The following is a 21,330-nucleotide window of genomic DNA, read 5'->3' on the forward strand; positions in this document are numbered from 1 at the left end:
TTATTTCCCAAGAATTGATTTTGCAAACATCGTTTAATAAATTGTAGGTCTATTTTATGCTCAGTACCAGCCAATACTTAATTATGAAGAAAAGTAAGGAAGAGATTTTAGCCAGTTTTTTAATAGACATCCATGCAGAATGGGTATCTGCCATACCTGAACTAACGGATGCATTAGAGGAGATCCGCTTTGTTAAGGGCGAGTACCTGACCAACAACTGGGGAGAGCTCTATCTTATAGCCGAGGGTTTATTTGGAAAGTATGAAAAGACCTGTCCGGTAAGGTATGCCATTAATGGCGAATCGCTGATGATACCCTACCACAGGCATGACTATCAGTTTATCGCACTCAGTGACTGCAGGACCTTCATGACCACACGGAAAGAGTTATATATGATAAATGCGAAAAACCCAAAGCTTTTCCCGATCTACGCCAGCCTGATGGACAAACAGCAACAGTATCTGGATTATCGGGCAAAGTTGCTCTCATTGCCCAATCCTGATAAGTATGATTTTGTCTTTGACAAATATCCGGATATACGCGAATTTATAAAACATAAAGAATTAGCCCAGTTTATGGGGATCAGTGAAGAGTTGCTTCGTCGACTTATACGCGAAAGAGAATAGGCATTTTCCCAATAATTTGGGTTTTTATGCCCAATAATTTGGGCATAAAAACCCAAAACATAGTGTCCAAATTCCCAAAATATAACAAAAAATGCTGTTGAAATTTGTAATAGCAGGTCGGATGAAAGAGATCATTACCATCCAACTTAAAAGAAGAAAGAAACCGTGAAAGTATCATTTTTTCCGATCTGCTCACTAAAAAACAAATTTATGAAACAGTACAAGAAAAAATTTGCGCCCTTCCCCATATGCGGGTGAGACCCGCAAACAGGAAATCAGTTGACGGCAGTTGACTATTCCGTTGCATGGATAGAAGAAACATTCACAACGCAAAAACATGGAACATATCATCAACAACAAGGGCAACAAGATACACCCGGCAACATCCACAAAAAACGGTAGTTTAATCCGTCGGAGTGCACATTGGATCAAACCTCGCATACCTACTTTGATTATTTATGGCTATGCTTTTTTATATTTCTATACAGGAATTGCGAAGCTGCAAATTATCGCTGAATTTATTCGGGGAAACAGCAAGATCCCCTATTTAGGTAAATATGCTGAACTGATCGGCTGGGGCATTCCCATCTTGGAAATCCTGCTGGCTGTATTATTGATTGTCCCGGTAAACAAGATAAAGCGTTTTGCCCTACATGCATCTACTTTTTTGATGGGCATATTCGCACTTTATATGACCTTAATGGTCGCTTTTGTTGAAAAAAAACTCTGTAATTGCGGAGGTGTGATCGAATCCATGGGCTGGAAAACACACATTATCTTTAATGTGGTCTGGTTTATCGCCGGAATCTACGCCCTAAAAAAAAACAAAAATTATAAACAATTAAAACTAAAGGTATGAAAACCTCATTAAAAAATTTCACAAAAGTGCTACTTGGAGTAGCTGTATTAGGCGGTGCGGCAATGACGCAATCATTTACACAAAAACCAAAAGCTGATAAAAAGTTAGCGGGGGTTCATCGTTTTTATAATAAAACCGGAATTCCTTCAACTAATCCTGCTGATTTCATTTATCAAGATGAGGAAAACCTGTTATGTCAGGAAAATCAGGAAAAAGATTGTTCTGCAGAATGGAATCTTGGTACTGCAAATCCTGTAGTCGGTCAAGCGCCACCTTCGACAGCCACTATAGTCCCCAATAGTGCAGAAAAAGGCGAATATCAAGAACCTATGAACTAGGTTGCAAAAGCCGGAAATAATACTTCCGGCTTTTGTATTAATGAATCAAACTTTTCTCTATGGTTTTTATCAGTGTTTCGGCACTGGAACTAGCTATTCCTAAATTGACATTATCCGAAGTCTCAATAAGACCATTCTTTCCCATCAAAATTGGAAAAGGATACCCATTTATTCTAAGGTTTTTTATAAGAACATGATTATTACCTTCTCCGTTGGTATATAGTTTCAAACTATGTTCAGAATTATATTTTTCAGATTCGACCGACCTCCTCCAAACTTCGAAATTTTTATCGATACTTACACTCACAAAAACAACATCTTCATTTTTCCTAAAATGTTCTTCAGCTTTTGAAACCTTGTTTTTAAAATAAGTAACACAATTTCCACAACCTGTATAATAAAAATCAAAGAAAACTACTTTACCCAATAGATCATTTTTTGTCCACTGTTTACCTTTTAAATCTGTTAATTCAAAATCTGGAAAAGGCATCCCCGCCCCAATTGCCCTCATTTCTTCCAACTTAGCCAACCTCATCGGTGACTTTGTTATTGAAATCATCCAATTCAAAATATTCAATCTGTCAGCTCCTTTTACTTGATAAAATGTCCTGGATAGATAAGCATAAGCCATTTTTTCTAAAGATTCGCCTTTAAAGTCAGTTTGCAACTTATGTAACTGATATTCTACTTTGTTCTCCTCTGAAAATGTTGCCTCTAATTTTGAATAAAGTAAATAAAAAAGCATATAGTCTGTCGATAGCTTCATGTTTCCCAGAACTGCACCATTCACATAATTAGATTTAAATTGATTGAAAACATCTTTAATCGCTCTTGTTCGCTCTAGATCATTTGATACAAAAGAAAGTATTAATGGCTTCAAAAAATAAGCAGTATATATTTTATAAAACATATTGGTGAGCATCCATTTTTTACAATTACTATCGAAACCAGTTTCATTAATCAACCTTCCAACTTCAATATTCATATCAACAGCTCGATCATAACCAAATGATCGAGCAAAATCACTGGTAAAATAATCAAGTGTTGTTGGATAGTTTGGATAAGTAATTCTATTTCCAACTATTCCATCTAGTTTATATTGCAATTCATATAGGGCCGACCCACGTCCGTTAATGGAAATACGATCAAAATTACGCTTTGAATCATTATCCTCAATAACAATACTGTCGGTATTATTCACAAACCAATTTGCAATTAAACCATATCTAGTTCCTCTCGAATATAAATTAACGGTTAATATAAAATTATTAGGTACTTGGTCCAGTTTGATGGTTCCCACTCCGCCCTCAAGTGGAAAAATATTTCCATTAATCAGTTCTGTTTCATTTTTTAATACATCGGCATGTTCATCCAGATGCTGCACAGTAACCACTGCCTTGTCGTATGAATCAAATCCTTTCAATTGAATCGTAAAATTTGATTTGTTCTGTGCTTCAAGTAATAAAGTGCGACAAAGTATTATAAATAAAATTATTATCTTTTTTCGCATATTATCTTGGGTTTTGGGGCATTTCATTAATCAATAACTCTTTTTGCGGAATTGGAAGAGCATACTTAGGATCATTAGGCATTAAAGTAATCTCCACGCCGTTGATTTTCCTTTTCATAAAAACTTGCTGCTGCAAAGTTTTATTAAGCCGCTTGATATCGGACAGACGTAAACATCGGAACAATAGAGATTTACGCCTTTCTTCCAGAACAAGTGATAATGCATTATTTAGATCTTTAAAAACAACTTCGCTATATTGACCTACCTTCCAACGCGTTGACATGAATTTGTTAAACAAAATCATTGCATCATTCAATTGCTCGGTCCGTATCAAACATTCAATTGCATTGAGATATACCTCATCTAAAGCTAATCCTGCAAAACAATTTGCGACGCCAAAGTATCCACCTTTAAAACGAGGTAATCCAGCATTTAGACGAAAGAATAACTGCTTACGAAGATCATTTTCGGCATAAGAACGATAAAGTGTACTATCGATCACGTGATTAGTCTGAGACAGCACTGCTGGATTTGCGATATACACCGAAAATATCACCTCAGCATTAAAACGGTCAAATGGAAATGAAGCCGCCGTATTTAATTTATTATAATCCAGCAATACATCATTATTGGATAAACAAAGCTTCGCATAATGTAGAGCGCTACTATAATCCGACATAAGAAGATAGACCCTCGAGAGCATAGCCCATACCGCCATTCTTGATGGTCTCATTTTATTAATTGCTGTGACCGGCAACAATGACTCCGCATCTTTTAAATCGTTGACGACGTGATCATAACTAGCCTTCACTGAGCTACGGACCATTTTATCATTGACATTTCCAGAACTTTTGATCGGAATACCTAAAAGATCATTCTCACTGTACGCTTGACAGAATTCAGATAATAGCGCATTATGGTAAAATGCACGATAGAATAACGCGCTACCTTTTACATTATCCCAACCTTCGGGATCAGTCATTCTATTGACCTTGTTAACTCCCTCGTTTATGATATTTATCTGCAGTAATTTCTCGTAAGCATCGTGCCAGCTGGCACTTCCTTGTCCTTCATAAAAATCATTTCCACCTTTTGCCCATGAATAGATGTTGCGTGCCGCAACTGTACTCAGTGCATTGTATGTAGCATCAGTAAGATATAGGTTGTCTGCTGTAACTTCCATGTTTCCAAAAGAACTAGATCGATTGAATTCAGAAACATTGTCTAACCAAGCCTGAAGGTCTTTAACACTCGTAGGCACAACCAATGACTGATCTGGTTTTACCTCGAGCCATGAACTCGAACAACTTATTGTTGTGCATAAAAGGACTGCTGTTATAGCATATATTATTTTCATATCATCTATATTTAATAGGTTAAAGAGACACCAATTGTCATTTGCATCGGCGCCGGGTAAGTACTCAAAGTACTGGCATTTCCAGAGATGTAATCCGGATCATAGCCCCATCTATTCGCTTTCCACAGTAAGCCTAAATTCTCAACCTGACAAAGTAATCGAAGAAGTGTCTTTCTCCCCCCTATGTCAGGCTGAAGCTTGTATGAAACATATACATCTTGCAGGCGAAAATGAGCAGCATTGCCCACATTGACCGTGCTGTACTGATAGATATTATCTCGATTTTGGTTTCCGGGATAAGTAAAACTGGGAACATCTGTTTTCAAGTCGTCACCTACCACTTGCCAACGATCTGCAAATTCAGCATGTCCAGTAAGTTTACTAGAACTTGTCAGCTCTGCATAAGATAAACTCGGCTTACGAAATACATATCCCAATTTATAAAGTATGCTCGCTCCTACTTCAATATTTTTTAGCTGGACCCGATTCACCCAACTACCGAAATACTTGGCGCGAGTCATTCCTCCGTAAATCAGGTTCTCCGCCTGTAGATTATTGAGTAGCTCATTATAATCGCCACTTATATTTCCTGCGACATCCCTGATACGTGGGCCACCATTAGCTGGGTCAAGCCCCGCCCATTCGAAACTGTATAGACTATGCACAGGATATCCTACACGGGGGATGTTGTCATTCGCCGTGTAATACATGACAGAAGTGCGACCTATGTCATATGCTTTTACTTGATCATAAGTGTAGCTGAAGTAAAAATCAGATCGCACACTCAAAGACTTCCTATTAACAAGATGTGCGGTTAATTTTACATCCAACCCCTCACCAGAAATGGTACTATAGTTACCCCTCATATTGGATACACCACTGCTGGGAGCAAATGGTTTATCACCAATCATATCTTTACCATTTTTCAGATAATATTCCAGACTTCCTTCCAGCCATTTGTTTGCTAAACGAAAATCTATAGCAAAATTAGCCTGACCGATACGCTCCCATCGGAGATCAGGATTTCCCAGATTGACCATTGTTGCATAAGGAAGTCCTGTAAAACCCGCATTACTTCGATATTGTAAAGTGGTAACACCAGTTAAATTAGATGCAAGATTACCACTATAGCCATAAGTTGCTCTCAAATCAAACTGGTCAAATATTCCATTTTGGAAAAAAGATTCTTTCGATACTCGCCATTTTGAACCTACAGACCAAAGTGGAACCATCTTTTGGTTTGCATTGACTCCAAAATAATTTGAACCGTCTACCCGACCACTGAGTGAAAAAATATAGCGTTCTCGAAAAGCAAAAGATCCATTAAAAAAGGAAGATACAAAGCGAGAAATTCCCTTTCCCTGACCACTATAATTTGGAATCGCTGCAGTAGTGCCATAAGGATTAAGAGTAAAATACGATCGGTAATCTACAGGTTGAGCAGTTAATATTTCGGCATCGTAGCCATACAGCCTAAAATAGTCCGAAGCACGGTTTGTCTGTGAGATCTCTGTTCCTAATAACGCATCAAGACGCCATTCATTACCAACTAAATTATAATTTAACTGCCCTCTGAGATTAGCTGAGCGTACCTGTGCTTTTGAAAAATTTGCAATACCTCCAATCGGAATATTAAAACCCACCACCTTTCCATCCAGTATTTGTGCATACTGATTGGTCATATTGCGGGCTAGGAAAGATTCTTGCGGAGCCACAATATTATTATTAGAAAAGCTCTGTTGCATCTGACTGCTGATATCGGCAGTAAGTCCTTTCAGCAATTTCAGATTGAGCGATGTATAAGCACGAATATCATGTGCTGTAGTCTCATTTTTTGTACGACCCAATTCTTGTATGGGCCAATAATTCCAGTCCAAAAAACTCTTTTGGGGAGCCAACTCATCAATCCAGGTGCTACTAAACAAAGGATAGTAAGGCACTTCATTTCCTTCAGTGTCCCGAAAGCGGGAATATGGATAAAAGCTACTGCCACTTAAAACTTCTGAAACCGTATTATCTAATTCATTTTTTGATTTGATATAATTCAATCCCAACGTCCATTTAATACGATCGGAAATTGAAAAGGTATTTGACATATTGATTGTCAACCGATTTCCGTGGTTGTGATTTAAAGTTTGTAGATCCTTGTTATAACCTATCGACGTGAAATATTGCCCTTTATCATAACCTCCGCTGATATTAAGGTCATAGTTTTGGAGGAGTTTGTTTCTATAGAAGGTAGATGATATTTCTTTTCTCACATCGTAACCAGTTAATGTTTCTTTTAGACGTTCAGCTTCAGCCATTTGTCCCTGATAAAGTAGTTGCACATAGGGAGATATTACCGGATAGTTCTGTGTATCATCGAAAGCAGAATTATACCGTCCACTATCAAAAAGTAATTTTTCTGCAGAGAGGTACGTCTTTGCATACATATAATTGGGAGCATATTTTAAATTAGGAACTGATGAAATAGATATGCGAGTATTAAAAGAAATTACAGGAGGTTGACCAATAACACCCTTTTTAGTTGATATTACAATAACACCATTTCCTGCTCTAGCCCCCCATATACTTGCAGCCGCCGCATCTTTGAGTACATCGACAGAAAGGATATCTTCAGGATTGAGCATATTAATATCTCCACTATAAGCAAATCCATCAACAACAATCAAAGGTTGGTCATTTGCAAATATTGTGCTCTGCCCCCTTATAGAAATATCTTTTTCATTGTTAAAGCGAAGTCCACTAACAAGTCCTTTCAATCTAGATAAAACAGTAGATGCGGGACGCGTATTGTAATAATTCATATCTGCTTGAGCAAAACTCCCTGTTGCACGTTCTTTCGGTATCTTCTGATATCCGGTAGATACCACGTTTACTTCTTCGAGTTTATTATCTTCAGGTATCAATTTAACAGTCATTGATACTCCTGCGGTATAATTGAGTTCTTGGCTTTTAAAACCGATGGAAGAGAATCTGATCTTTCCACTTTTATTACTGATCGTCAATTGAAACCTTCCATCTTGGGAAGTTTTGATCTGTAAGTTGTCGGCATCGATGCGAACAGATACTCCTTGCAGTGATGTGCCATCGATGGAGGACACAACTACACCAGTTAGCTCATATTTTACCTGCCCATTCACCCCGCTGTCCTTGCGGGGTGTCTGAGCGTAAGTACTCAGCATAAAAGCGTTAGACATCAAAGTGAAAAATAACATCTTGCCAATCAGCAAGATGCTATCCCCCTTGGATTTAAATAGCTTTTTGAGGTATCCCCAAAGCTTTATTTTATATCTATCATCTGTATTCATTGTTGTTAATTTTTTGGGTATAGTTCCACCATCCCCATTTCATGCCGAGGGTTTACTTGTATCATGTCAGTTGTATCCCTCGGCAGAATTGAGATTCACGGGTAGAAAATTTATTTTTAATACTTCAGCTAGGATCTTTTAATAGACGAGCTTTCCTATATGGTCTCTTCTGGTTCTCATAATCACGGTGGTCTGATCTTCCCAGATCAGTTCTACCGACTCGCCATTTTCAGTAGAGATCGGTCTGCTATCTGTGACAATGGAAAGCTGCTCCACTTTGACATCCAACTGAAAATGATCATTGAGATCGTTACAGATCCGTTGCTGATACTCTTCAATGGCTGTATCGGTAGGTACGGTGAGTTCATAATGGTAGATCAGCTTTTCTCCGTACTCACAAGATCGGCAAGGGATATACCTGGCTCGGTCTTGTCCAAACACGATAATCTGTTCTTTTGGAAAGTTGGATGGCAGCCCCAAGGCAAATAGGTACCCTTCATAGATCGATACGCAGACCATCGTGATCCGAAGTACATCTTTGCGCGCATCACGCACTATACTGATATAGGGATCGGTCTTTTCCACTGCGGGAACCAGTATCGAATAGTATCGGTCCTCTGGTCTTTGCACTACAATAGATAGAGGCACATGAGGTACGCGACCTCTGGACCTGACGGGCGTAGGCTTTTTAGATTTCTGTTTTGGTATTGGTGTTGTCATAATGGGTTCTTTGGTTATTGGAACACGATTTTCGATAAAAAACGAAGACAGTTCTCTCCCTGGGGACAGCGCATAGCTCTCCCTAACACAAGTTTTTTGCATTGTTTAATGGTTTACATTGAAGTTGAATCAGGAGCTAAAATTCAGGCAATAAGCAACCTTTTCAACCGACAATGGTTAAAAAATAAACTGGAAAAAATGCAATTAAAAGGTCTTCATCAATGGTTATAATATGCTGTACATGATTGCATTTTGAATGGATAGTCAGCATAGTGACTTTGCGCAGCAGATCAACCTGCCGGCTTGATGATGTTTTTGGTGGTTTGTTTTCTTTGGTACATACTCACAAATTGATGGTTATAATTTGAGAGTCGCGAAATGAAAAGGAACTATAACTTTGGGCCCTATCCATCGCACTACAAGGCTCTGACCCCTCACGAAACGATACACGATAGAAGCCCAAGAGCTATAGCATGCACCAAAGGTACATAAAATATCTACTTGGGCATTAAATCTACCGTCTCGTCATGATTAATTGTCAGAGTATGTAGTCGAGACTCTTTTAATTCAATGCCATAAATAATTATAAAATCATTTACAATTCAAATATAATCAGATTATTAATGCAATCCAAATTTTATCTAATACATTTTATAATCAATTAAGCCCCGAAATTGCTATTGTGAAAAAACCAGTTTTAATTAGCTCAATAGCACTGTACATCATTAATAAAATCAAAGTAATTAGAATCTCCCTTGATCTAACTACTAGAGATATTCAAAAAATATTAGAACTCAGTGATGATGGAAATATTTTAGGAGCGATAGAAAGTAACTTGAATCCTGCCAAATATCACGACGAGCATTTAAACAAACTTGCTAAAGCATTTACAATTAAGTCCAAAGAAAAAAGCTTAAACACGTCTTACGATATTAATGATTTCTATCCTCCAATAGATTTTGAGGAAAAAATGGTTGAGAAAATCGTTATTAAAATTAAACCAACAGAACTTAAACAGACTGATGTTCTTTATATATTATTAGCTGAGGAAAAAGACTCCTTTTTTGATGAATGGCATTCTGCGAAAGAAATTGCTCATCATTGTGGTTCAAAAGCTGAAAAGAATTGGGAAGCAAAAGATTTTACAGCAATCATTGAAGCTACGGTTAAAAAAGGAACTTTATTAAGGAAGAGTGACGACGAAGCTCTTTTCAAAAGACCATAAAAAATCATTATCTTTGTTTATCGATTAATTATGGCCGCAAAGAGAAAAAAAATCGTTTATACTACCTTTCCTGCATTTTCATTTGATAAGGTAATGTTTTTTCATAAAATCAGAACTGAGAAGGGATATTCTGCTTTTGAATGTTCATTTATGATTGGTAAGAATAATTTCTTAATCCGTGATGCCGAAAATCCGTTAAAAAAAACTTTAATAGATGCAGAAGATAGTCTAGTTCTGGCAAAGTTATTTAGACTAGAACGTTATAATCCTCCCTGCAATCCAATAGATTATTACAAGTTAGATGTCACTTTCAGTATAGTTGAACGGAAGAAAATGCAGTGGGAAATTGTCATTGCAAACGATGAAATTAAACCACTTAGAGCTCTGAAAATTATTGAGGAAGATAAAGAAATTGAATTACCGACCTCGTCGTTCCTCAGCACATATGATGCTGTTCAGGAGTATTTCAAGAAATTAGTAGCTGAAGGTTATTTCAATTCTGCAAGGACTGCATTGGATATATTAAATAAGTATAGAGAGTCTGTAGAGTTTGGTCCGGATTTTCATCCACGATATCTGATCAAAAATATCCGTTACTATCTTAATAAAAAATCTGGTGAGCCAATCTTATTCGATCGAAGGACGAATCAGTTCTCAAGACGATTGTATTTTAAACCCTTTAATTTCGAAATCTTATCGTCAAATGGTTTGATTTCGAAAACATTCTTAAGTGCAGGTATCAATACATTTCAAGAAGCGAGTAACTGGGTTAGCAATCTGCCATATCGTCGCAATCACGATAAGGAAAATGAATTAGCACTATTTAAAGATCTGTGTGGCACTTGCAGTACAAAGCACGCGCTATTGAAAAGATTAGCTGATGAAAATGGAAAACATGGGCTAAAACTCATACTGGGATTATTCAAAATGGGTGGTAATAACACACCTGCTATTAAAGAGTTACTGCAAGAGCACGATTTACCGTACATTCCGGAAGCTCATAACTATTTACGTGTATCTAACTACATCATGGATTTTACAGGAATCGGGATAAACGAAACTAAATTTGAGCTGGATATACTTAAAGAAATCGAAATACAAGCAGATCAAATAACCGATTTCAAAGTACAGTATCATCGCGAATACCTCGCTCAATGGATTGAAGATTACAAAATCCCCTACTCTCTTGACGAACTATGGTCTATCAGAGAGGAATGTATAGGGCTGATAGGGAATGTAAAACAATAATTATAAGGAAAGTTTCAATTACAAGTTTTAGAAAAAAAATACTGGAAAATACGTTTAAAATTAAAAATTCATGATAAAACAATTGGCAATACTAATAACTTTTCTTGTACTATCATTTGATGGGGTAGCACAGTCAAACAATACTTCAAACTTCGCATCGGATATCACAAGAACAATTAAACTCCCGACCCGAAAAGAAGTTGGCAAAAAGAAACTTTTGGGAAAGTATCGGTTTACTGTAGATGTCGACGGGAGATTAAAAGATATTACAGTTAAAGACAGTATGGGCTACGGTATTGATGAAGACATCATAAAAAAACTTTATGAAGCAAAAAATTGGAAAGTTGCGGAAATTAATGGTGAAAAAAGGGCCATCTCATATACATTACCAATTCTTCTAACATTACCTAAAAAATGAGATTTGAAACAAATATAATAATTTTCTATTCACAACTATTGCCAAAAACTAAAAACCTGAATAGTTACGTCTTTTATTAGTAATGTGAGCCTTTTAATAATAGCAAATCTAAAGGACGCTAATGAGTTGAAAAAAAACTAAAATTTTAAAAACCTATCTGTGAGATTTTTTTGTGCTCATTTGGGAAATTTATGATATGGGCTTTTATTTTTTTTTTCATTATATCAATCATAACAGCTATTTCGTTAATTATTTTATTTATGATATCAGTAGCGTCCTAAATAAATAAAAAAAGGCGGTGAATTTGTATAGCATAGATTGCTATATTTATTTCTCTAAAAATCATGCACCGCCATGGTAAATATAAACGTATTTTCTCAAATTCTAGGTCTAGTTGACCGTGACATTTTCAACAGATTGGTTCAGAAATACCAGTCCGACACACATCACAAGGGTATAAACAGCTGGACCCACTTTGTTAGCATGCTATTTTGCCAGTTATCCTCGGCCGATTCTGTTCGGGATATTTCCAATGGGCTTCGCAGTACTACGGGCAATATGAGTTATATGGGTCTTTCCAGGACGCCAAGCAAATCTAACCTATCCTATATGAACTCGCATCGTGACCATAGTCTTTTCAGGGATCTTTATTATGGTCTTTTAGATCTGCTCTGGAACAGGGATCCTCACAGGCGAGCTGAGCTGCGGAGATTGAAGAGTAAGATTCTGTTGATGGACGCCACGATCATTCCTTTATGCCTGAGTGCATTTGATTGGGCGAAGTTCCGAAGTGCAAAAGGAGCGGTTAAACTTCATACGATATTGGATTATGATGGCTGTATGCCTACTTTCGTGCATATTACAGATGGTAAACAACATGAATCCAAAGTAGCCAAAACCTTCTCTTTTCCTCAAGGATGTGTTCTTGTGGTAGATCGGGGATATGTAGATTACGCCTGGATGAACATTTTGGACAGCACCGGCTGTTTCTTTGTTACCAGAAGCAAATCCAACATGAAGTACACTGTGATCAAAACAATTAAGAGTGAGGCTCTAATGGAAGGTGGAATAATTGAAGATCAGACCATTGAGCTAGTTGGATTACCAATTGTAGGGTATGGAGGAAAGAAGATACGCCAGGTTCGTGTTTTGGACAGCACTAAAAACGTAGTGTATGAGTTCTTAACAAACAATTTTAGTTGGAAACCCAAGACAGTAGCATCTCTTTACAAGGAACGGTGGGAGATTGAAACATTCTTCAAAAATCTAAAACAAAGACTAAAGGTCACCAGTTTTGTAGGCACATCCCAAAATGCGGTGTTTAAACAAATATGGACCGCATTGATCGGAATATTACTCTTCAAGTATATCCAAAAGAAGGCTAAATACGATTGGAATCTATCGAATCTGGTCAACTTTATACGATTAAATATTTTTGTAAAAATAGACCTATGGAAATGGGCCAATGATTCGTTCATTTCAGCAAGATCTCCTAATAAAAAGGGACAGTTTGTCCTCTTTTAATCGAAAAGGTAGGGTTACTTTTTTTAAAAACAGCTAAATCTAAATTATTTGAAGATAAGGATAGATTTTTTATACGCTAAAATTTATTTAAGACAGTACTGATTTGCCCCACCTTCATAAAATGGATCTTCATTTTGAATACCATCGACTTCCCATACGCAAACAGGACAATCTTGAAAAGTATTAATTGGCTTATCAATAAAAGTAAAATAGCCACAACAAGGGCATTGGTATCTCCCAAATCTATTTTGCTTAATTTCCATATTTTGAAACTTGATTTAAATAGTAATATTAGCAAAAATTCAACTTATTTCATTGTCAAATTTTATAAAATTTTCTCCATACGAATACCCAACATCCAAACTATCAATAATAAAATGCGACAAGAATCCTTTTTTTTGCAATCTATTTTTATATGTATATTGATTTACTACATCCAGAAGTGCATTAAGAGATTCCCTTTCCTGGTCGATTATGTCGGTCTTATTTAATGCACAGTTTATTACATCTATCAAATTTTGCTTCTTTTCTGAGAATACTGATATATCCATTTATCTTAAATTAAAATTAGAAACTACACGACCTCGGACTTCGCTGGTATACTTTATTAAAGCTACCAAAATATTTACTAGAGATTTAACTTTCATTCTCCCAACTTGTTCTCGTCAATGCAAACCAATCTGTGAGGTCGCATTCATAGTCAAAAGTTTCTTGCAAGTCAAAGCCTACTTTAATAAAACCTTCTTTGAATTCACATTTTTTGGGTCTGTTATTGCATAAATTTTATCACCATTAAGGCTTGTAAATCCATAATCCGGTATTGCGACTGATGCTTCGGTAGCAAAACCTTTGCCCCAATGTTTTCTTTTAAATCTATAACCAACCTCGTAGAAATTAACGTGATTATTTAAAGGTTCTCTGAAATATTTTAATCCATCCCATCCCATACATTCGTTAGTTACTTTTTCAACAACTGCCTAACGAGCAATCCCATTTTCAGCATATTGCTTTTTTAGCATTTCAATTACTTTCGTTATTTCGTCAATAGATTTAACAGGACTGTTTTCAATATATAAATGAACTTCTGGATCAGAATCCATTTCAAACAAATCACCTTGGTCTATATTCTAACTCTAATAAAATTAGTCGTTCCGCTTCTATAAACATATCCATTATGAATTGGTAAAATTGCTTTATCAACATCTAATTTAAGAAAAAAGCCAATGTGATTAACATTGAACCTTCTTGACGACTTTATTGTTTTCAGAGCTGTGCATATAGCAATGTCTATTTCCTTAAATTTGTATGCTGCATCTTCTTTCCCATGGTTTACATTTCCATATGAATTTACTTAAGATAAAGTGCATAGACATAAACCTCCATTACTTTGATTAATCAATTTCTCAATGTTGGGATCAATGTTCTCCACATGCAAAGCTTCTACAATTCGAAGAAAACTCTCCCATTACGATACATTAAACAACAAATCGTCTCTTAAACAACGCCAACTCTCCTACTATAACATCTGGCCATCGAGCAAAACCTTGTCTAATAATCTCTTCCCCATCAACTATGGTAAATAACTGGGAGATACTAAAAGCGGACTCTCGGATACCTGCAATCTGTCTAAAAGTTAGCTGTGCTCTGCTTTTTGCAGTTTTGACAACTGTAGGATGATTTAGTATATATTCTTGGTGTATTTGTTTTAAATTCATCTGTATAGTTTTTTAAAATTAAAAGATCAATCACAAAACTCTTAAGAGTTTCCCTTCTAACACTTCCTCTGGTACATCAAGGATCTGCTCAATCACTACTGTTGCAGACTCTTCCTTAAATTCACTCATAAACGCCCACAGGTCGTTTACTTTTGTCGGGACAAAATGCTGTATAACATGATCCACACTATTGTCAGACTTCAGGATATTGTATCCCTTAGGCTTTAAGTCCTTCAAGATCCCGATTGTCAATGGTACATTCATCGCAATTAGTATTTATCGTTTTCACCTTTTTCCAACAGGGTTACACTTTTGTATCCGCTCACGTTACTATAGAGCGCATTCTCAGTAACCCTCCCCTGCTTTGATTCAATATTGAACAGGATGAACACGCAAGAATGTTGAGCAACCGGTTATCTTATATCGTGTCCATCCTTATTCAATATCCAAAGATAAATAATAAAACTAAATATATTAGTTTTAATTTGCTATAATTTTTAGTTTTGTTGGTTTTAATTGAATATCTGCACTTTATAAAACTGAGATACGGTTTCCTGCAAATATTTTTTTCAATATTTCCGAAAATTAACAGAATATTAAAAAATACAAAGTTAAAATCAACAACAAAGCTTGTTTTTCATAAAAGGTCTGCATATCTTAGGAGAAGCAATTATTAACAAGTGATAAGCTAAATTGGAATTATAACTTTTAATTTTTTTTTATTTACATATACTATATCTCAGATGTATTAAAAAAATTAAAATCATAAGAATCTTCAAAGATTTCAAGAATAGTAAAATTGTAACATCTGAAATCAAAGAATTTATTAAAAAATATGATCGAAATTCAGTTAAAAGAAATTGTTGATGAAAAGCAAAAATATTCATCATAAAAGAGTTTAAAATTTATTTTGATAAAAATAAAGTAAATGTAGTGATAACAATTATTTAAATACATGCCAATAAAATATAAATCTTCTAATTCACAAAAAAGGGAAAAAAAATTAAAACCCAAAATAAATACAAATCTTGGAGGTTTGATTGATAAACTTTCATATTGGTCGATATTGTTTTGCATGTTAGCTACGATATTAATATTTGCTGCGTTTTACTTTATTTTGGACACATATTTTGAAGGAAATGGTATAAGTATAAATCCACCCAGCTTTACAAATTGCCTCTATTTCAGTGCTGTTACATTTACAACTTTAGGCTACGGAGATGTTCTCCCAGAAGGTCTTAGTAAATTTCTTGCAATAATTGAAGTTTCAACTGGAATGTTTCTTGCAGCAATCTTTATTGGTAAAATTTCTTCAGAAAGACAGTCAAGTAAATTAACACTTATTTATGCCAGCATTAATCATCAAAAAATAATTGAGCTAATCAATGATGTCAACGCATCAATTGAAGAAACAAAACGTTGGTATAATGCACATGATAACAAGCGTCTATTAGATACATCGAAGAATTTATATGATCTAATATCTGTCATAAGGAAGTATTTAACAGTGCAGTCTTTAGAGGGGGAGTTAACAAAATATGGAAATCATTCAACCTTAAAAAGGTTGTATATTTCTTTAGAAAAAACACAAAAGCAATCGCTGATTATTATAAAAACCTTTGGTGTCAATCAAGGTATTATTTCTTCACACAGGAGAATCGTCAACTCTATATCTGAAATTGGCAAAAGCATGAAGCAGTTCTATAAAGACAATGACAAAGCAACAAATGTTCTTAAGGAGCTGATTCTTGAGAGAAAAGCATCTTCTACCTCAATTCAAAAACAGACTAATACATATAGAACAGAAATTACAGATGAACTAATAGATAATATAAATAAATATAAAAGTGATAATTTTGATCCAAAAAAAGACCTTAAAGAAATTGCCAAAGAACTAGGTATTTCTAAAAGATTTTTGATAAAATGTATTGAACAGATAAATAAAAATTAAAATCACCTAACCAAGGACTATACAATAAAGACATGATAGATCAATCATTTTCACCACAAAACATCGAGGCTGTATTTGATGCTGAAAACAAAAGAGGCACCAATATAGAAAAGTTATTTGAATCAACATTCAGTGCTTCATTGGCATTGACCGCCGAAATGAAAGATATAAGAAAAAGAATTAAATACGCAACAAATGTTTCTGCAAGGAATGAATTAATTGATACGTTAAATAGTCGAAAAGTGTTAAGAGAAGAAGTTCTTAACGACATTTTTGAGCAAATATCAATAAATATTAAATCATATACCCCTAGTGTTGGTGTAAAAATAATTAAATCCATGACTTGCTATACCCTAGGGGTATCTGTTGAAAGCTATTTCTATTCCAAAATTTTGCAACAAAATTTAAGGGATACTTACAAAGTAAAACAACAATCTCGGTACCATATTTTAAAATCTATCATACACTTTGTTTCTGATAATTTTCCAAAAATCGTCATTAGGACCGATATAAAGAAATTCTATGAAAGTATTCCTCAACCACAGTTACTTGAAAAACTTGATACCGATCACTTAATTACAATTAATACTAAGCGTGGCATAAAAAGAATTCTAAATAGCTTCAACTCTACTCTTACGGACAACTCTGAACTTGGACTCCCTCGTGGAATTGGTATAAGTGCCTATCTATCTGAAATATACATGAAATCAATTGATTCCGAGATAAAAAAAATAGATGATTTAGTATACTATGCAAGATATGTCGATGATATTATAGCAATCTTCACCCCTAATAGTGGAAAAAAAACAGATATAAATCATTACATAGAAAATATACGTGAAATAGTACAAAACAATTCAGGAAACCATTTAGAACTTCATTCCGAAAAAACGGCTTCCTATGATTTACAAAATGACATATCACCTATTGTGGCTATCTCCATTGATTCAACTACTTCTCCTGTTACTAATAATATTAATTATAAAAAAGCTATCAATTATCTTGGTTATGTAATAGGATTCAAAAGGGTAACTGAAAATGTAGATGACAAGAAAAAAGATACCTACACCAGTTTTGTAGATATATCAGATCATAAAGTGCTTGAATATAAAAATAAAATTAAAATTGTATTTGAACATTACAATAAAAAGAAAGGACATAACCCTTCTAGATCTCTAAAATTATTAAAATCAAGATTAGCATATCTTGTAAATAATACTCGTCTAAGTAACAACAAGTCTAATGTATATGTAGGATTATATTATTCCTACCCATTTGTTTCTTCAGAAGCTCAATTAAAAAAAATAGATAATAGCCTTAATTATTATATAAGCAGAACTGGCCTATCATCAGCTGAAAAGGAAATCCTAAAACAATTTTCATTTAAGGATTATTACAAGAAGAAAGAACTAATCAAACATAGCTTTGGCAATAAAAGGTATTACCAATACAATGCAAACAGAGCTGACATACACAACAAAAAAAACTATGGAGTTTTAAAATTTGGAATAAAAGAGATTACATCGATCTGGAAATAATGAAATATAAGAAAACAATTGGTTACAAAGACGCTAGAGTTCTTTTATCAGATATACTACCGTATGAAGTCCCGCCATTTTTTAGCAATAGAAAATTCTACGATTTTGTGGTTGAATATGACATTCATATTGATGAAAATAAGTTAAAATTTAAACGCGACAGTCCTAAAGAAGTTTTAAACATAATAAAAATTTTATTTGGTTTTGACAATAAAAATTGCTCTTTAAGATCAGGAAGGCCAGATGACAAGCATCAATATTTTAATATATCTGCAAAACAAAATGAGACAATACCTTTTGACTTCAAAATATCGCATAAAGACACTGACTACAGGAAATTATTTGTGATGCACCCTATCAACCAGCTTGAAGTTATAAACTTTTATAAAAAATATAATTCTACAATTCTTTATTACACATCACGCTCCAATTTTTCTCTTCGTAAACCCCACAGAATAGCTTCTTTAAGATATTTTAAAAATACCATCAAATCTCAAAAAGGAAAAGCTGAGGAATTTATTGAATTGAATAAAAAAGAATATAGAAGTCTTAAAACTTATTTTTCCTATGAAAAACATAGTAACATATATAGATACTATGAATCTTATGACTTTCAAAAAGCTGAGAAAAAATTCAGTCACTTATTGAAGTTTGACATCTCAAGATGTTTTGATAGTATTTATACGCATTCAATAGTATGGGCAACAATTAACAAAAAAGCATCAAAGGACAATTTACACTCAAAGGGTAAAAGCACATTTGGCCATCATTTCGATGTGCTAATGCAAAAACATAATTACAACGAAACAAACGGAATTATAATTGGCCCAGAGCTATCAAGAATATTTGCAGAAATTATTCTACAGAAAGTGGATCAGAACGTCGAAAAAATACTGGAAAAAGCAAATCTAAAAAATGGAGAAGACTTTGAAATAGCTAGGTATGTTGACGATTATTTCATTTATACAAATGAGCCTATTAATAAAGATTTAATAATAGATTCGTTTAAAAAAGAATTACAGAAATACAATCTCTATTTCAATGAATCTAAGACTATAGAGTATACTAAGCCAATCATCACAGAGATCACCATTGCTAAAGAAGAAATAAAAAAACTTTTAAACGAATCAGCAATCTTCTTATTTAGTGATGAAAAACCACAAATAAGGAAGCACTATCTTGCCAAAGATATTATTACAAACTATAAAAGCATTTTAAAAACCACAAAAACAAGCTATAAAGATCTACAAAATTATTTTTTAGCAAGCATCTTCCGTAACTTACGCAAATTGTTTAAAGAAATTTCGATTGATCAAAATAGATTAATAAAACTGTATAAAGATTTGCTTAATGATAGTTCTAACGACGAATTAAAGCTCAAATACTCTGATTTATCTAAAGAACTAAAAAAACGACATAAAAGCCTAAAGAAAAAATTAGGTGAGATCATTGAACTTTCTTTTTTTATATACACCGTATTACCTAGAGTATCATATGCTATCAAACTAAGTCAAATATTAATCACAATTATAAGTTTTATCAAAAATGCAGAAAGTACAATCGGCAATCTTAAAAGCAAAGGTATCCTTATAAAGGACAGTCACATGTTAATTAATTATGACTTTGACGCTAAACATGATGTCTTTAAAAGAATTTTTGATGGAATTCTCACCATCCTCCAAAAAAAAGTAATTAATAATTTTTCTGAAATAGAGACATTATATCTACTACCTATTATTAAAAACTTAGGCAATGAATACTGTGTTAGTGAAGAAATACTTAACAAACATTTCTTTATTGATCAATTAGATAAAAGCAATAATTACTTCACTATAACATTTCTGTTGAATTTTATTGAAAGAAGAACAGAGTTTACAACAACAATAACAAGATTGCAAAACAAAATCTTAGAAGTACTTAAATGGTTTGATAGAAAAAACTCTGAACATACCTTTCTGTTGTTTGAAGTTTTAACTAACCCTAATTTTGGTTATAATGATTCTGATTTAGAGGTGTTTAGACTAAAATCCTTAAACAGTGCAGATTTCTTCAATTCTAGTACATTAAGAAATGATAAAAAAGCTTTTATTGAAGGCATTGCTAATTTTAAAAATATGTACTTTTTTGACTGGAAAAACCCTAACTTTGAAAAAGAGCTTAATACTAAACGAGGTCACGAAGTTTATTAACTATATAAGATACTTGGAGAAATCTAAAAGCCCTGAATTATTGGTTAGGCTTTACATGAAATTGATGAGATAATAAATTTCATTAAATTGAAATTTGTTAGATTAGATAAGAATTGTAGAGATATTGAGGCAACCAACACACACAATCTCCTAAAGGGTAATTATTACTTTTATGAGGCGAGCGTAGAGCACTCGCCTTTTTTTACTTTAAGATATGTACTTATTTTTTGACACTGAGACAACAGGGCTTCCAAAAAGTTGGTCGGCTCCAATAACAGATTTAAAAAACTGGCCGCGTATGGTACAGTTAGCTTATATTCAGTATGACCAACAAGGTAATAAAATAATACAAGGTAATTTTATTATTAAACCAGAAGGCTTTTCTATACCAACCGAGTCATCCAACATACACGGCATTACAACTCAGAGAGCTTTAAAAGAGGGTAAAGATTTAAAAGAGAGTCTAATTCTATTTAATGAACTAGTTGAAAAATCAAGTACGCTAGTAGCACATAACATTTCTTTTGATGAAAAGATATTAGGTGCAGAGTTCCTGAGACAAAATATGGGCCAACCGCTTGAATACAAAAGAAAGTTCTGCACCATGAATTCAACAAAAGATTTTTGTCAAATCCCAACACCATATGGTTTTAAAAAACCAAAGCTTTCTGAACTTTATCAAAAATTATTTAATTCAGATTTGTTAAATGCTCATGATGCTTATATTGACGTGGAGGCAACGGCGAAATGTTTTTGGAAACTTCGTCAAATGGGTATTCTGTAAGTACGGGAGTGTAA

Annotated in this window: 19 protein-coding genes; 11 read left to right on the plus strand and 8 right to left on the minus strand. The window is 34.2% G+C overall.

The window, feature by feature from the left end; all coding sequences use genetic code 11:
- Positions 1-56: 56 nt before the first annotated feature.
- The 3 genes from C8N37_RS21570 (at position 57) to C8N37_RS21580 (ending at position 1,823) form a co-directional block, all read left to right on the plus strand.
- Positions 57-626, plus strand: a complete 570-nt coding sequence (locus C8N37_RS21570) for a cyclic nucleotide-binding domain-containing protein (protein WP_108160851.1) — start codon at positions 57-59, stop codon at positions 624-626.
- Positions 627-963: 337 nt separating this feature from the next.
- Positions 964-1,485, plus strand: coding sequence for a MauE/DoxX family redox-associated membrane protein (locus C8N37_RS21575; protein ID WP_108160852.1), 522 nt, complete (start codon positions 964-966; stop codon positions 1,483-1,485).
- Entirely contained in the window at positions 1,482-1,823 is a 342-nt protein-coding gene (locus C8N37_RS21580) for a hypothetical protein (RefSeq protein WP_108160853.1), read from the plus strand. The genes C8N37_RS21575 and C8N37_RS21580 overlap by 4 nt, the downstream gene beginning before the upstream one ends.
- Before the next feature lie 37 nt (positions 1,824-1,860).
- On the opposite strand, the gene C8N37_RS21585 is transcribed toward C8N37_RS21580, so the two are convergent.
- The 4 genes from C8N37_RS21585 to C8N37_RS21600 form a co-directional block, all read right to left on the minus strand.
- Complete coding sequence (locus tag C8N37_RS21585; protein ID WP_170114577.1) at positions 1,861-3,333, minus strand: TlpA family protein disulfide reductase; 1,473 nt, start codon at positions 3,331-3,333, stop codon at positions 1,861-1,863.
- A 1-nt stretch (position 3,334) separates the two neighbouring features.
- Positions 3,335-4,690: a RagB/SusD family nutrient uptake outer membrane protein gene (locus C8N37_RS21590; protein WP_108160855.1), complete on the minus strand. Its 1,356-nt coding sequence runs from the start codon at positions 4,688-4,690 to the stop codon at positions 3,335-3,337.
- Positions 4,691-4,701: 11 nt separating this feature from the next.
- The gene (locus C8N37_RS21595) at positions 4,702-8,004 is read right to left on the minus strand and encodes a SusC/RagA family TonB-linked outer membrane protein (protein WP_108160856.1); all 3,303 of its coding nucleotides are present in this window, start codon (positions 8,002-8,004) and stop codon (positions 4,702-4,704) included.
- A gap of 138 nt (positions 8,005-8,142) precedes the next feature.
- Positions 8,143-8,826, minus strand: coding sequence for a hypothetical protein (locus C8N37_RS21600; RefSeq protein WP_108160857.1), 684 nt, complete (start codon positions 8,824-8,826; stop codon positions 8,143-8,145).
- A gap of 580 nt (positions 8,827-9,406) precedes the next feature.
- On the opposite strand from C8N37_RS21600, the gene C8N37_RS21605 reads away from it, so the two are divergent.
- The 4 genes from C8N37_RS21605 to C8N37_RS21620 all read left to right on the plus strand — a co-directional run bounded on the left by C8N37_RS21605 (position 9,407) and on the right by C8N37_RS21620 (position 13,139).
- Positions 9,407-9,949, plus strand: coding sequence for a hypothetical protein (locus C8N37_RS21605; RefSeq protein ID WP_108160858.1), 543 nt, complete (start codon positions 9,407-9,409; stop codon positions 9,947-9,949).
- A 30-nt stretch (positions 9,950-9,979) separates the two neighbouring features.
- The gene (locus C8N37_RS22995) at positions 9,980-11,197 is read left to right on the plus strand and encodes a hypothetical protein (protein ID WP_211322319.1); all 1,218 of its coding nucleotides are present in this window, start codon (positions 9,980-9,982) and stop codon (positions 11,195-11,197) included.
- A gap of 70 nt (positions 11,198-11,267) precedes the next feature.
- Positions 11,268-11,615: an energy transducer TonB gene (locus tag C8N37_RS21615; protein WP_108160859.1), complete on the plus strand. Its 348-nt coding sequence runs from the start codon at positions 11,268-11,270 to the stop codon at positions 11,613-11,615.
- 354 nt (positions 11,616-11,969) lie between these two features.
- Positions 11,970-13,139, plus strand: coding sequence for an IS4 family transposase (locus C8N37_RS21620; protein WP_108160860.1), 1,170 nt, complete (start codon positions 11,970-11,972; stop codon positions 13,137-13,139).
- 83 nt (positions 13,140-13,222) lie between these two features.
- Here C8N37_RS21620 and C8N37_RS21625 read toward each other — a convergent pair whose 3' ends face one another.
- From C8N37_RS21625 to C8N37_RS21645, 4 genes are all read right to left on the minus strand, one after another.
- Positions 13,223-13,402: a CPCC family cysteine-rich protein gene (locus tag C8N37_RS21625; RefSeq protein WP_066852668.1), complete on the minus strand. Its 180-nt coding sequence runs from the start codon at positions 13,400-13,402 to the stop codon at positions 13,223-13,225.
- Positions 13,403-13,864: 462 nt separating this feature from the next.
- Positions 13,865-14,086, minus strand: coding sequence for a GNAT family N-acetyltransferase (locus C8N37_RS23135; protein WP_244914501.1), 222 nt, complete (start codon positions 14,084-14,086; stop codon positions 13,865-13,867).
- Positions 14,087-14,614: 528 nt separating this feature from the next.
- Positions 14,615-14,854, minus strand: coding sequence for a hypothetical protein (locus C8N37_RS21640; RefSeq protein ID WP_045752350.1), 240 nt, complete (start codon positions 14,852-14,854; stop codon positions 14,615-14,617).
- Between the two features lie 30 nt (positions 14,855-14,884).
- Positions 14,885-15,118, minus strand: coding sequence for a hypothetical protein (locus C8N37_RS21645; protein WP_108160861.1), 234 nt, complete (start codon positions 15,116-15,118; stop codon positions 14,885-14,887).
- A gap of 691 nt (positions 15,119-15,809) precedes the next feature.
- Here C8N37_RS21645 and C8N37_RS21650 point away from each other — a divergent pair.
- From C8N37_RS21650 to C8N37_RS21665, 4 genes are all read left to right on the plus strand, one after another.
- On the plus strand, positions 15,810-16,805 hold the full coding sequence (locus C8N37_RS21650; RefSeq protein ID WP_108160862.1) for an ion channel: 996 nt from the start codon (positions 15,810-15,812) through the stop codon (positions 16,803-16,805).
- Between the two features lie 32 nt (positions 16,806-16,837).
- Positions 16,838-18,343: an antiviral reverse transcriptase Drt3a gene (drt3a, locus tag C8N37_RS21655; protein WP_108160863.1), complete on the plus strand. Its 1,506-nt coding sequence runs from the start codon at positions 16,838-16,840 to the stop codon at positions 18,341-18,343.
- Positions 18,343-20,532: an antiviral reverse transcriptase Drt3b gene (gene drt3b / locus C8N37_RS21660; RefSeq protein ID WP_108160864.1), complete on the plus strand. Its 2,190-nt coding sequence runs from the start codon at positions 18,343-18,345 to the stop codon at positions 20,530-20,532. Before drt3a ends, drt3b begins: the two co-directional genes overlap by 1 nt.
- Before the next feature lie 214 nt (positions 20,533-20,746).
- On the plus strand, positions 20,747-21,316 hold the full coding sequence (locus C8N37_RS21665; RefSeq protein ID WP_108160865.1) for a 3'-5' exonuclease: 570 nt from the start codon (positions 20,747-20,749) through the stop codon (positions 21,314-21,316).
- Positions 21,317-21,330: the final 14 nt, after the last annotated feature.

The organism is Sphingobacterium faecium (assembly GCF_003054045.1).
Taxonomy (GTDB): domain Bacteria; phylum Bacteroidota; class Bacteroidia; order Sphingobacteriales; family Sphingobacteriaceae; genus Sphingobacterium; species Sphingobacterium faecium.